Annotated in this window: 10 protein-coding genes; 5 read left to right on the plus strand and 5 right to left on the minus strand. The window is 78.2% G+C overall.

Features of this window, described 5'->3' with window-relative positions:
- Positions 1–114 precede the first annotated feature (114 nt).
- Together ACI79L_RS13475 and ACI79L_RS13480 are read right to left on the minus strand one after the other, a co-directional pair.
- Positions 115–2,757, minus strand: a complete 2,643-nt coding sequence (locus ACI79L_RS13475; protein WP_456937277.1) for a SpoIIE family protein phosphatase — start codon at positions 2,755–2,757, stop codon at positions 115–117.
- Entirely contained in the window at positions 2,754–3,560 is an 807-nt protein-coding gene (locus ACI79L_RS13480; RefSeq protein WP_456937278.1) for an alpha/beta fold hydrolase, read from the minus strand. The genes ACI79L_RS13475 and ACI79L_RS13480 overlap by 4 nt, the downstream gene beginning before the upstream one ends.
- Positions 3,561–3,708: 148 nt before the next feature.
- Here ACI79L_RS13480 and ACI79L_RS13485 point away from each other — a divergent pair, with 148 nt between their 5' ends.
- From ACI79L_RS13485 to ACI79L_RS13500, 4 genes are all read left to right on the plus strand, one after another.
- Positions 3,709–4,434, plus strand: coding sequence for a hemerythrin domain-containing protein (locus ACI79L_RS13485; RefSeq protein WP_456937279.1), 726 nt, complete (start codon positions 3,709–3,711; stop codon positions 4,432–4,434).
- Positions 4,435–4,876: 442 nt separating this feature from the next.
- Positions 4,877–5,587: a hypothetical protein gene (locus ACI79L_RS13490; RefSeq protein WP_456937280.1), complete on the plus strand. Its 711-nt coding sequence runs from the start codon at positions 4,877–4,879 to the stop codon at positions 5,585–5,587.
- 8 nt (positions 5,588–5,595) lie between these two features.
- Positions 5,596–6,339, plus strand: coding sequence for an alpha/beta fold hydrolase (locus ACI79L_RS13495; RefSeq protein ID WP_456937281.1), 744 nt, complete (start codon positions 5,596–5,598; stop codon positions 6,337–6,339).
- Between the two features lie 107 nt (positions 6,340–6,446).
- A complete protein-coding gene (locus tag ACI79L_RS13500; RefSeq protein ID WP_456937282.1) occupies positions 6,447–8,777 on the plus strand; it encodes a HelD family protein in 2,331 nt (776 codons plus the stop codon).
- Between the two features lie 158 nt (positions 8,778–8,935).
- Here ACI79L_RS13500 and ACI79L_RS13505 read toward each other — a convergent pair whose 3' ends face one another.
- The 3 genes from ACI79L_RS13505 to ACI79L_RS13515 form a co-directional block, all read right to left on the minus strand.
- The gene (locus tag ACI79L_RS13505; protein ID WP_456937283.1) at positions 8,936–10,156 is read right to left on the minus strand and encodes a cytochrome P450; all 1,221 of its coding nucleotides are present in this window, start codon (positions 10,154–10,156) and stop codon (positions 8,936–8,938) included.
- Positions 10,157–10,213: 57 nt separating this feature from the next.
- Complete coding sequence (locus tag ACI79L_RS13510; RefSeq protein ID WP_456937284.1) at positions 10,214–11,836, minus strand: SIR2 family protein; 1,623 nt, start codon at positions 11,834–11,836, stop codon at positions 10,214–10,216.
- A gap of 70 nt (positions 11,837–11,906) precedes the next feature.
- The gene (locus ACI79L_RS13515; protein WP_456937285.1) at positions 11,907–12,563 is read right to left on the minus strand and encodes a hypothetical protein; all 657 of its coding nucleotides are present in this window, start codon (positions 12,561–12,563) and stop codon (positions 11,907–11,909) included.
- 108 nt (positions 12,564–12,671) lie between these two features.
- Between ACI79L_RS13515 and ACI79L_RS13520 the strand changes: the two genes are divergently transcribed.
- A complete protein-coding gene (locus ACI79L_RS13520) occupies positions 12,672–13,514 on the plus strand; it encodes a DUF1206 domain-containing protein (protein WP_456937286.1) in 843 nt (280 codons plus the stop codon).
- Positions 13,515–13,577 lie beyond the last annotated feature (63 nt).

The following is a 13,577-nucleotide window of genomic DNA, read 5'->3' on the forward strand; positions in this document are numbered from 1 at the left end:
GACACGTCCCCACGTCGGCGTGGCAGTTGTCGCCCTCGGTTCTACCGTGCACCCGGGGGCAACACCCGCGCCCGGGTGTGTCGGACGCCCTCCGCCCGCCGGGCGGGGACGCGGTCAGCTGCGGTCGTCGCCGCCGGGGAACGCGTCCCGCGCGAGCTGGCGCAGCCCGTCGGCCACGTCACCGGCCACCGTCGTGAGCCGGTCGACGGCGCCGGTGACCAGCCGGCGCACCGCGACGGGGTCCAGCCCCAGCACGGAGCCGAGCCCCGCGGCGACGTCGATCCCCGGGAAGGCGGGGGCCGGCTCGGGCGGCTCCGCCCGGCCCGGCGTCCAGCGCATGGCGTCCCCGGAGACCGTGACGTCCCCGGTCGCGCCCTCGAGCACGTCGGTCAGCTCACTGCGCGTCTGCTCCACGGCGGCCTCCTCGCGCCCGGCCCCGCGGACGGGGCGGTGGCTGCGATGGTCCGCCTCCTCCTCCCGGCCCGCCAGACCCTCGACCGGCAGCCGGGTGAGGACGAGCAGGGCGACGTCGTCGGCGCGGCGCGGCCCGGCCAGCGCGTCGAGCAGCCGGTCGCACAGGGCGTCCGGGCCGGTGTCCCTGGGGGCCGCGGCGGCGACCTCGCACAGCCGGTCCAGCCCCTCGTCGATGTCGGCGGTGCGGCTCTCCACCAGCCCGTCGGTGAACAGGACGAGCGTGGCACCGGGCCGCAGCCGGCCGCGCCACTCGGGGGCGGGACCCGGCGGAGCGCCGAGCAGCCGGCCCGGGCGGACGTCGAGCAGTGTGGCCCGCCCGCCCTCGACCAGCAGCGGCGGCGGGTGGCCGGCCGAGGCGATCCGCAGCCCGCCGGTGGGCGGGTGCAGCCGGGCGAACAGCGCGGTGGCCATCCGCGGCAGGCCGAGCAGCGGCCAGCTGCCGTGCAGCCGGTCGACCAGCGCCGCCGGCCCCGGCCGGTCCACCAGCAGCGCGCGGTGCACGCTGCGCAGCTGGCCCATCGTCGCCGCGGCCGTCACGTCGTGGCCGACGACGTCGCCGACCGCCAGCGCCACCTCGCCGCCGGGCAGCGGGACGACGTCGTGGAAGTCCCCGCCGACGTCGGCACCGCGGCTGGCCGGCAGGTAGCGGACGGCGACGGCGTACCCCGGGACCGCCGGCGGCGCGGGCGGCAGCAGGCTGGCCTGCAGCGTGTGCGAGGTGTGCTCGTCCAGCTCGTGGCGCTGGGCGACGTCCATGCCCTGCGACATCTGCAGCGCGAGCTGCTCGGCGGTCTCGACGTCGGCCTCGGTGAACGGGCCGCGGCGCACGTCGGCGGCGAGCGAGAGCACCCCGAGCGGCCGGTTCTCCGCGACCAGCGGCACGCAGACGAGGTCGGCCAGCTCCAGCGCCCGGGTGACCTCCCGGTGCCGCGGGCTGGTGGTGGCCCGGGCGAGCTCGGCGTCGGCCGCGCCGCGCAGCCAGACCGTGCGGTGCTGGGTCAGCGCCCGCACGCTCGGGTGCGCGCCGTCGCGGCGGGGCAGGTGCACGTCGCGCAGCTCCTCGACCAGCGGGCGGCGGGCCGGGTCGGCGTGCGCGACCACCGGCTCGGCCAGCCCGTGCTCGGTGAGCACGTCGACGACGCACACGTCGGCCAGCCGGCGGACGGTCAGCTCGGCGAGCCCGGCGATCGTCTCGGTGACCCCGTGCCCGGCGGCCATGAGCCGGGCGGCCTCGAGCAGGAACGCCGACCGGGCCGCCTGCCGGACGGTCTCCTCGTGCAGCCGGACGCGCTCGAACGCCTGCCCGGCCTGCCGGCCGAGGGTGGCGAGCAGGTCGGCGTCGGCCGGCGCCAGGGAGCCGCGGGCACCGGGCTCGGCCAGGCTGATCAGCTCGCTGTCGTCGGTGACGCCGAGGACCAGCACCAGCGCGCCGAGGTGCCGGTCGTCGGCGGCCGTCACCGGCACGACGACGACCGCCTCCTGCCCGGCCTCGGCCATCGCCTCCGCGAGCCCCGGCCACCGGTCGCGCAGCGCCGGCCCGACCGGCACCGACCGGACGCCGCCGGTGCGGACCAGCTCCGCGCCGTCCCGCGCCGCCGCGGCCAGCTCGCCGAGCAGGTGCGGCGCCACGTGGTCGCTGGCGGCCAGCGCGACCGGGAGCGGCGCCCCCTCCGGCCCGGGGAGGGCCAGCCACAGCGCGGCGCCGCCGGCCTCCACCGCCGCCCGCGCCCGGCGGACGACGACCTCGGCGACCTGCTCGGCCGACCCCGCCGCGGCCAGCTCGGAGACCACCTGCTGCAGCGTCCGCGCCCGCGCCTCGGACTCGGCCGCGGCCCGCTGCGCGGTGAGCAGCGCCCGCTCGTAGCGCCGCCGCGAGGTCGCCTCGAACACCGTGGCCCGCACCAGCAGCGGCTGCCCGTCCTCGTCGCGGACCTCGACCGCGTTGACCAGGCACGGCAGCACCGACCCGTCCGCGCGGACCACGTCGAGCGCCACCTCGCGGACCGCCCCCTGCAGCCGCAGCAGCGGCGCGAGGTGGGTCTCGTAGAACACCCGGCCGCCGGCGTTGAGCAGGTCGGGCAGCCGCCGGCCGCGGACGTCGCCGGGCTCCCGGCCGGTCCAGGTGCAGAAGGTGCGGTTGACCTTGACCACCCGCCCGTCGGGGACCATCGACAGGTAGCCGCAGGGGGCGTTCTCGTAGAGGTCGGCGGGGTCCTCCTCCAGCAGCCGCGCGAGACCCTCCGGCTGCTCCAGCCGGTCCGGGGGCGGTGCGGGGTCGGTCACAGGCCGGCCGGGCCCCCGAGGAAGGCGCGGATCGCCGCGGTCGTCTCCTCGGGCGCGGACAGGTGCGGGCAGTGCCCGGTGGCGGCCAGCCGCCGGAAGACGCTGCCCGGGACCTGCGCGTGCACGAACCGGCCGACGGGCTCGGGCGCGATCGCGTCGTCGGAGCACTGCAGCACCAGCGTCGGGACCCGGACCGCGGGGAGGTCGGTGCGGTTGTCGGAGAGGAACGTGACCCGGGCGAAGTCGCGGGCGATGCGGGGGTCGGTGCGGCAGAAGCTCGCGGCCAGCTCCGCGGCGACGTCGGGGTGGTCCGGCCCGGCGACCACCGCGGCCAGCGCCGCCGCCCACTGCGCCGGGTTGCTGTCGAGCGACTCCAGCAGCGCGGCGACGTCGGCCCGGCTGAAGCCGCCGGTGTAGTCCTCGTCGTCGACGTAGCGGGGGCTCGGGCCGATCATCACCAGCGCCCCGAACCGGCCGGGGTCGGCCTGCACCGCCAGGACGCCGATCATCGCGCTCACCGAGTGGCCGACCAGGACGACGTCGGTCAGGTCCAGCTCCCGGACGACGTCGAGGAGGTCCTCGGCGTAGCCGCGCAGGGTGCCGTGGCGGACGGGGTCGTAGGCGGAGACGTCGGACCCGCCGGCGCCGACGTGGTCGAAGGTGACCACCCGGTGGTCGACGGCGAACTCGGGCACCAGGGCCCGCCACATCGTCTGGTCGCAGCCGTACCCGTGCGCGAGCACCATCGGCCGGGCCCCCTCCGGCCCGCTCACGCGCACGCAGTTCCGCGTGACCACCGTCACGCCCGGGACGGTAACGGACGCGGGCGTCCCTGTCCCCGCCCGCCCGCGCACGGACCCCTGTACCCCCGCCCGGCGGGCTCCTACCCTGCCCCCGTCCCGGACGAGACCCGGTCCGGTCCCTCCCCCTGAGCTGCACCGGAGGTGCCCCGTGACCGCCGTCCCGACCTCCCTGCGTCCCCCCGCACCCGCCGCGGAGGTGCCCGCCGCGACCCGGGCCGGCGACTCCCAGCGCGTCCTGCACCGGCTGGTCCGCCGGGAGCTGCGGACCCTCGCCGAGCTGGCGACCTGGGCGCCGCCCGGCGACGCCGCGCGCACCGCGGCCCTGACCCGGCACGCCGACCTGGTGGGGCGGGTGCTGCTGGGCCACCACGCGGTGGAGCGCGAGCTGCTGTGGCCGGCCCTGGAGCGCGCGCTGCCGGCCGGCGCCGCGGGGCCCGCGCGGGCGCGGGTGGCCGCGTGGACCACCCGCTGCGCCGCCGTCGACAACCGGCTGCGCGACCTGTCCACCGCCGCCCGGCAGTGGGCGGTCGCCGGCACCCCGCCGGCCCGCGACGCCTTCGCGCTGGCCTGCCTGGACCTCGCCGCGGTCGTGGACGCGCAGACCGCCGCCGAGGAGCGCGAGCTGCTGCCGCTGCTGGAGGCGCACCTGCCGGCGCGGGAGTGGACGGCGATCGTGCACGCCGCGCGGCCGGCGCTGTCGGGCCGCGAGCGGCTGACGGTGCTGGGGCTGGCCCTCGAGGACGCCGCACCGGCGGAGCAGGCGCGGCTGATGGCGGGGCTGGGCCGGGGCACCCGGCTGGTCTGGCGGCTGGCCGGGCAGGCCCGCTACCGCGCGGCGGTGGTGCGGCTGCGGGGTGCCCCGCCGGCGCACTGAACGGCGGGCCGAGGGAGCGGGCGCGACGACGAGCCCGCTCCCGGAGGGGTCAGTAGCGCGAGGTGCCGCAGTCCCGGCAGCGCTTCTTGGCCGTGGTGGTCTCGCCGTGGCAGTTCGGGCAGGTCCAGGACGCCCGCTCGGTGGGGCGCTCGGTGGTGGTCGTGGACATGGTGTTCTCCCCTGTCGTCCGGGAGCCCCCGACGGTAGGCAGCCGGGATGTCGGGCAGGTGTCCTGCGGGTTGCGGGACGACGCGATCTCCCCTGACTCCCCGCCCATCCCGCTCCCCCGGCTCCCCACCCATCCCGTCAGGGCGCACTGGCAGGGCACTGGTACGCGGGTGCAAGCCGGGCCTCCAGTCGGCGCCCAGTCCCGTACAGGGGGTGCGCGGGAGCGTCCTCGCAGCGAGCCGGACAGCGGCTCGACCCCCGAGGAGGCACTGCCATGACCCGCACCGCCCCGACCCGCACCCGCGCCGCCCGCACCGTGCTGCGCACCGCCGTCCCCGCGACCGCGTTCGCCGCCGTGCTCGCCGGCGCCGGCACCGCGTCGGCCGGCCCGGTCGCCTACAACGCCTACGACACCGACGCCAACGGCTACGTCGACCTGTACGCCTTCGACGACAGCGGCGACCGGTACGAGGACACCTGGGCCGTCGACTGGGACGAGGACGGCTACGTCGAGCAGGTCGCCGTCGACACCGACCTCGACGGCTGGGCCGACACCTTCGCCTTCGACGGCGACGAGGACGGCTACGTCGAGGAGGTCGGCGTCGACACCACCGGCAACGGCCTGCCCGACGTGTGGGGCGCCGACTCCGACCTCGACGGGTACGTGGACGCCGCCGCCTACGACGTCGACGACGACGGGTACGCCGACTTCTCCGAGCCGATGGCCCCGACCTCCTACGCCTACGCGTCGGTGACCTACGTCTTCGCCGAGGCCGACGGCTGGACCTATTGGGAGGTGTCGGTCGAGTACGGCTACGGCCTGACCTCCGACCGGGACGACAGCGGGATCGAGCCGGCGGCCGGCGGGACGTTCACCGCCGCCGAGGACACCGCCGCCGAGGACACCGCCGCGGGGGACACCGCGCACCAGTGGACCGGCGACCCGGTCGCCACCGCGGTGCGGGAGCTCGCCGGCCTCTTCTGAGCCGGCCGATGAGTCCAGCGCCCGGCGCCGGTCCCGAGGAGGTGGCCGTCTTCCTCCTCGTCCCCGGCGCCGGTGGGCGCGCCTGGTACTGGCACCGCCTGGTCCCCGAGCTCGAACGCCGGGGTCACCGGGCGGTCGCCGTCGACCTGCCCGCCGACGACGACACCGCCGGGCTTCGGCGGTACGCCGAGGTGGCGACGGCCGCGCTCGACGCCCGGTCCGCGGACGGGGACGCCGTGGTGGTCGGGCAGTCGATGGGCGGGCTCACCGCGCCGCTGGTGGCCGCCCGCCGGCCGGTGCGGCTGCTGGTCCTGCTCAACGCGATGGTGCCGCGGCCCGGCGAGACCGGCGGGGAGTGGTGGGACGCCGTCGGTCAGGCGGAGGCCCGGGCGGCGTGTGCCCGCGCACAGGGCCGTCCCGTCGACGACGTCGGGTCCGACTTCTCCCACGACGTGCCGCCGGAGGTGTGGGCCGCCGGGGCCGGGCACGCCGGCGACCAGTCGGGGACCCCGTTCGGCGAGCCGTGGCCGCTGGTCGCCTGGCCCGACGTGCCCACGCGGGTGCTCGCCGGCGCGGAGGACCGCTTCTTCCCGGTCGCGCTGCAGCGGCGGGTGGCCCGCGAGCGGCTGGGCCTGGGGATCTTCGAGGTCCCCGGCGGGCACCTGTGCGCGCTCAGCCGGCCGGTGGAACTGGCGGGCGCCCTCGACGCCCTGGTGGCGCAGACCTCGCCCCGACACGCGGGCGGGAGATGACAGCGAGGGGGTGAAAGGCGCAGGATGGTCGATTGCCGCGCGCGCCAGGAATGGCGCTCGAAATGGCAGCGAAGACAACTTCGGCCATTCTAGCAGAGGGAAGTGCATTGCCGGCGAGCCCGTCCGACGTCGTCCCCGACCCCGATCTCGCCTCCGCGCGGGACCTGGCCCTCGAGCAGGAGTACGTCACCGACCTGTACCGCCGTCTGGACGCGGCGCGCGAGCTGGCCAGCACCCGCTGGCGGCAGGCGATCACCTGGCCGGCCGTCGACCCGCAGGCGCTGCAGGAGCGCGACGCCACCGTCCGCTTCCACGGCGAGCGGGTGGTCGCGCTCGACGCCGCCGAGGCCGGGCTGGTGGTCGGCCGCATCGACCGCGCCGACGACGGCGGCGCCCTCTACGTCGGCCGGATCGGCCTGCCCGGCGACGACCCGGCGCAGGACCCGGCGCTGGTCGACTGGCGGGCCCCCGCGGCCCGGCCGTTCTACGTCGCGACGCCGGTGCAGCCGCTGGGCATCGTGCGCCGCCGGCACATCCGCACCCGCGGGCGCACCGTCGTCCGCCTCGACGACGAGGTGCTCACCGACGGCGTCATGGGCTCGGGCCTGACCGGGGAGACCGCGCTGCTGGCCGCGCTCGACGCCTCGCGCACCGGCCGGATGACCGACATCGTCCGCACCATCCAGGCCGAGCAGGACCGGGTGATCCGCAGCGACGCCGCCGGCGTGCTCGTCGTCCAGGGCGGGCCGGGCACCGGCAAGACCGCCGTCGCGCTGCACCGGGCGGCCTACCTGCTCTACACGCACCGCGAGCGGCTGGCCCGCCGCGGCCTGCTCGTCGTCGGCCCGACGCCGACGTTCCTGCGCTACATCGCCGACGTGCTGCCCTCCCTCGGCGAGACCGGCGTGCTGCTGGCCGGGCTCGGGCAGCTGCGCCCGGGCCTGGACGCCCGCGGCGAGGAGTCGCCGGGGACCGCGGCGGTCAAGGGCCGGCTGGAGATGGTCGACGTGCTGCGCGCCGCGATCGCCGACCGGCAGGTGGTGCCCGCCGCGCCGCGGGAGGTCGAGGTCGACGGGTTCCGGCTGCGGCTGCGGCCGATCGACGTCACCCGCGCGCGGAACGCGGCGCGGCGCGCGGACCCGCTGCACAACCTGGCCCGGCCGGTGTTCGTCCGCCGCGTCGTCGACACGCTGACCAAGCGCTACGCCGACCGGCTCGGCCGGGACGTGGACGGCGGCGCGGGCCTGCTCGACCGGGAGGACGTCGCCGCGCTGCGCCGCGAGGTGAGCGAGGACCCGGGCGTGCGGTCGCTGCTGGCCGAGCTGTGGCCGGTGCTCACCCCCGAGCGGCTGCTCACCGACCTGTTCGCCGACCCGGCGCGGATCGCCGCGGCCACCCCCGGCTGGTCCGACGCCGACCGCGCGCTGCTGCACCGCCCGCGCGGCAGCGAGTGGACCCCCGCCGACGTGCCGCTGCTCGAGGAGGCCGAGGAGCTGCTCGGCTTCGACGACAGCGCGCAGCGCGCCCGCGCCGACCGGGACCGCCGCCGCGCGCTGCAGCGGGCCCAGGAGACCCTCGACGTGCTGCACGGCTCCCGGTCGGTGGACCTGGAGGACGAGCACCTGGAGGCCGAGGTGCTCAGCGCCGGCGACCTGCTGTCGGCCGAGGACCTCGCCGACCGGCAGCGCGAGCTGGACCTGCGCACCACCGCCGAGCGGGCCGCCGCCGACCGCACGTGGACCTTCGGGCACGTCGTCGTCGACGAGGCGCAGGAGCTCTCGCCGATGGCCTGGCGGCTGCTGGTGCGCCGCTGCCCGACCCGGTCGATGACCGTCGTCGGCGACGTCGCGCAGACCGGCAGCCTGGGCGGCGCGCAGCGGTGGGACGCCGTCCTGCGCCCGCACGTCGGTGACGCGTTCCGGCTGGAGGAGCTGACCGTCAACTACCGCACCCCGGCCGAGGTGATGGCGGTGGCCGCCGACGTGCTGGCCGCGACCGGCACCGGGCTGCGGCCGCCGCGGTCGGTGCGCAGCGGCGGCACGCCGCCGGTCGCGGAGGTCACCGGGGAGTCCGCGCTGGCCGGGCGGGTCGCCGCGGTCGCCGCGGACCTCGCCGCCCGGGAGGGGACGACGGCGGTGCTCGTGCCGCCGAGCCGGGTGGCCGGCGTCGTCGCGGCGCTCGCGGAGCTGCGGCCGGACGTGCAGTCCGGGCCGGGCGCGGACTCCTCGTTGGGGCCGGTGGTGCTCACGCCGGGCGAGGCCAAGGGCCTGGAGTTCGACTCGGTGGTGGTCGCCGACCCGCAGGGCGTGCTCGACGAGGGCGTGCGTGGGCTCAACGACCTCTACGTCGCGCTCACCCGCGCCACCCAGCGGCTGACCGTGCTCTCCCCCGGTCCGCTCCCCGCGGTCCTCGGCCGGCTGGCGGCCGCGGCGGCCTGAGACCGGGCCGCCGGGCCCGGCGGGACCACCTCCGCGGACGCTCGTGCTCTGCCCCCACATGCGGGGCAGAGCACGAGCGCGCGGAGGGACACCCGTCTGCCTCCTCTTCGAGCTCTGCCCACACGGGCGGGGCAGAGCACGAGCGCGCGCGGAACGGGTCAGCGCGGCTGCATCACCACGCGGCTGGCCGGCAGGGCGGGGATGCGGTGCAGCGCGATGGTCAGGTCCTGGCCGGGGGCGAAGTCCGCCTGCAGCCGGGCGAGCCGGGGCGCCAGCGCGGCGAGCAGCGCGACCGTGATCCGCTCGCCGGGGCAGCGGTGGTTGGTCCGCGGGTCGCCGCCGCCCTGGGGCACCAGCTCGAACTCGCCGATCTCGCGGCCGAGGAACCGCTCGGGGCTGAAGGCGTAGGGCTCCTCCCACAGGTCCGGGTCGTGGTTCTGCCCGTACAGGTCGAGCAGCACCATCGCGTTCCTCGGGATCGTCTGACCGGCGAACTCCAGCCGCTGCGGCGCCCGGCCGCCGATGAACGGCGCGAAGGGGTAGAAGCGCCGCACCTCGTGCGCCCACGCCTCGGCGAGGGGGGCGTCGGCGGCGGCCAGCTTGCCGCGGTAGTCCGGCCAGGTGGCGAGCGCGTGCCCGGAGAAGGCCAGGAACCAGGCGACGGCGGTGGTCGGGCGGATGACGTTGAGCAGCTCCACGGCGGCCACCCGCGGGTCCAGCAGCCCGCCGTCGGCGTCCCGGTGCGCGGCCACGACCTGCAGCACCGACCCCGCCGGCACGACCAGCTCCCCGGACCGCACCCGCTGCACGATCCCGGCGAGCCACTCCTCCCGCCGGCCGCGGGCCCGCCGCGCACGCCAGTGCCGCGGCCCGGCGGTGGCGAAGCCGTCGACCATCGCCAGCAGGTCGCGGGCCAGCGCGGGCACCTCGTCGTCGGCGACCGTGATCCCCGCCCACCGGGTGACGGCGCCGGCGATCACCCGCGCCGCCTCGTCGAACAGCACGAACTGCGGGCGGCCGGCCCACTCGCGGGCGGCGTCGTCCCAGGCGGCGGCGGCCCGCTGGGTGAGCGCCTCGATCGCGGCGGGGTCCATGAGCACCCGGACGAACATCGCCTTGCGCACCCGGTGCGCCTCGCCGTCGAGGGTGTGCACCGCGCCCTTGCCGAACAGCGTGCCCTGCACCGGCTCGGGGATGGCGTGCGCGCGGTGCACGTGGTCCTCGTCGTAGAGGAACCGCGCCGCCTCCGGGCCCTCGATGCCGGCCGCGGGCAGGCCGCCCAGCCGCGTCCCGACGGCGTGCCGGCCGTGGGCGCGCCGCAGGTCGGGCAGCCAGGCGTAGCCCTTGACGAGCAGGGCGAGGGAGTTCTCCAGGCGCATGGGTCCCGCGGTTCCCCCTACGGGGCCGGGCCAACCCCGTGCCGAGGCGGGCCGACCTCAGCCCGGGCGCTGTTGCTGCAGCCGGTCGTCGCGGGCGTCGGTGGCCTCGTCGACGGGGCCGTCGTCGCCGGACCCGTCGCGGCGGCCGCCCGAGCGCCCGGCGCCCAGCCGGCGCAGCAACGCGGCCACCTCCCCCGCCGCCGACGGCGTCGACGCCCCCTCCGGCAGCGCCTCGGCGACCTGCTGCAGCGCCTCGGCCAGCACCCGCTCCTCGTCCGAGAGCATCCCGCGGTAGGCCGGGTCGAGCAGGTACCCGGTGGGTGGCGTGGACAGGCAGCCGAGCAGGTCCAGCAGCACCTCCAGCCGGCGCGCGGCCTCGGCCGGCGAGGCGTCCGCCCCGCCCATCGCCACCGTCTCCACGTCCTGCTCCCACAGCCGGCTGCGGGCGGCGTCCTCGCGCAGCGCGAGCACCGTGCCGGAGCGGCGGCGCGGCTCCCGCCCGGGCACCTGCACCGCGCTGCGCACCTGGTGGGCGATGCGGATCAGGTCGTCGTCGAGCATCGAGGTGCCCACGAACAGCACGTGCCGGGTGAGCAGCAGCGAGTGCAGGACGCCGGAGAGCGCGGCGCGGGAGTCGCCGAGCTGCAGGTACTCCTCGCGGGTCAGCACGACGCCGGCCGGGTGCGCGGCGTCGCCGTGCAGCTTGAGCAGCCACGGGCGGCCGGGCCGGGGCTCGTCGTAGGGCAGCACCGACAGCTCCCGGCCCATGTCGGCGGCGGCGAGCTCGACCAGCGGGTCGTAGTTGGTGGTCACGAACTCCTGCACGGGGAGGTCGGCGATCAGCGCGTGCGCCAGCGCGTACGGCCCGGGACCGAAGCGCTCCTGCACGAAGCGCTCGAGCTCGTCGCGGCCGAGCTCCCGGGCGAGCAGCGCCGCGGCGTCCTGCGGGGGCAGCCGGGACAGCCCCTCGCGCAGGTCGTCGTCGAGGCCCGAGCGGGCGGCCAGCTCCCCGAGGAGCTCCTCCCACGTCGGCAGGCCGGCGGCGGCGCTGACCCCGGCGCCGATGAACAGCGCCAGCTGGCCGCGGCGGGCGCGCTCCCCCAGCTGCTCGGCCAGCGCCCTCAGCGGCTCGGGCAGGTCCCAGCCGGCGTCGTCGCCGCGGCGCACCCGCTGGGCGGCGGCGAGGTCGCTGGGCCCGCGCAGCACGAGCGCGACGTCGAAGCCGTGCTCGTCGGCGGCCTCGCGCAGCACCGGCAGCAGCTGCTGCAGCAGGTCCCCGCGCCGCCCGGCCGCCCCGCCCCAGCCGGTGCCCAGCGCCGGCAGCCCGACCAGCCGCCGGGCCCGGCCGTGCACCGGCTCGGACACCTCGCGGCGGGCGACGGCGGCCAGCGCCTCGCGGGCGCCGTCGAGCAGCCAGCCCAGCCCGCGGCCGCAGTCGTCGACGGTGTCGAGCAGCCAGGCCCGCCGCGGCCCGGTGCCGGGGACCTCGAGCACCCGCTCGTCGCCGTGCCACGCCAGGTCGACGCACACGCCGTCGGCGTCCTGGTCGCTGACCAGGTCGTCGGGCAGCAGCGCCCGCCAGCTGGCGGCGATGCGCAGCGTGCGGCCGGTGGGCACGAGGACGTCGTCGCAGGACAGGCGGGTGAGGTCGGCGCCGACGACGAAGACGTGTCCACTCACGCCCGCTCTCCTACCCACGGCACCGCCGGGACGGAACGAGATCGGGCGACTCGCGACCGGAGCGGCCGCGTCAGCCGGCCTGCGGGACGCCGCAGCCGCCGGCCGAGCAGGCGCAGCCTCCGCACCCGGCCGGGCGGGCCGGCGCCGGGGCGTGGGCGACCGCGCGCAGGCCGGCCGCGGCGACCAGCAGCGGCACCGCCGCGAGGCCGGCAGCCAGGGCGGCGACCACCGTGGCGACGTCGGCGGCGCGGTCGGCGCCCTGGACGGCGAGGGTGCCGGCGAGCAGCGCGCCGACCAGCACCGTCCACACGAGCAGCGCCGCGCCGCCGCGGCGGGCGGCGCCCCCGCGGGCGAACGCGACGGCCGAGCCGGCCAGCAGCACCAGCGGGACGCCGGCGAGCAGCACCCAGCCGGTCGCGGCGGCGGAGACGACGGCCACCGCGACCGCGGCCACCCCACCGGCGACGGCGGCCGCACCGGCCGGGACCGACCCCGCGCGCAGCAGCCCCGCGCCGCGGGCGGCGGCGAGGACGCCCAGCCCGCCGAGCAGCAGCCGGGCGCCGAGGTCACCGGTCACGACAGCGAGCACCGCGAGGACGACGAGCACGACGCCGAGGGCGGCGCGCAGCGGCCAGGCGCGGCGGGCGACGTCCCGTTCGGTGCGGAGAGGAGCGGTGCCCGTCCTCGTGCGTGCCGTCTTCGTGCGTGCCGTCGTCGCGTTGACCACGACGCCCAGTGTCCCGCATCGGCCGCCGGACCCGCCGCGGCGGCCCGGTGCGTGCGACGCTCGGGTCCCCGCGCGAGCAGGCGCACGGGCGAGGACGACGGGGGCGGCGTGACCGAGGGCGGGGTCCGGGCGCCCCAGCGCGCTGCCCGCAGCCGCCTGCTCGAGCACGTCGCCCGCGCCGGGCTGGTCGGCTACGCCCTCATCCACCTGCTGGTCGCCTGGCTGGCGGTGCAGCTCGGCTGGGGCACGCCCGGGCTGGTCGCCCCCGCCGAGTCCACCGACTCCGCGGGCGCGCTCGCCCTGCTCGCCGCCACCCCGCTGGGCAACGTGCTGCTGTGGGTGCTGGCCGGCGCGCTGGCCGGCCTGTGCCTGTGGCAGGCGGTCGAGGTGCTGCGCCACCACCACCGGCTGCCGCCGCCGGGCCGCGAGCGCCGCGCGGCGCTGGTACAGGTGGTCAAGACCGTGGGGACGGCGGCGTTCTACGGCTACCTGGCGGTGGCCGCCGTCCGGCAGGCCCTGGGCCTGGTGCACGCGCCGGCCGAGGACCGCGAGGCCGTGCGGGGCGTGCTGTCGTGGCCGGCCGGGCAGGAGCTGGTGGTGGGCGTCGCGGCGGTCGTCGTCGGCATCGGGCTCTACCACGTGCGCAAGGGCCTGCGGTCGGACTTCCTCGGCGAGATCGACCTCCGCACCGTCGCCCCGGCCCTGTGCCGGCTCACCCACCGCTTCGCCCAGGTCGGCTTCGTGCTCAAGGGCGTGGCGCTGGTCCTCGTCGGCGGCATCGTCGGCTGGGCCGCGGCGACCTTCGACCCGGCGCGCGCCACCGGTCTGGACGGCGCGCTGCGCGCCGTCGCCGGGGAGCCCTACGGCCGGTGGCTGCTCGTCGTCGTCGCCACCGGGCTGGCCTCCTTCGCCGTCTACCTGCTGGCCCGGGCCCGGCACCCGGTCGGCTGACCGGCGCGGCGGCCGTCCCCGTGCCACGCTGACGCCGCACAGGAGCGGACCGAGGAGGGCGGC

The organism is Geodermatophilus sp. SYSU D00684 (assembly GCF_054050455.1).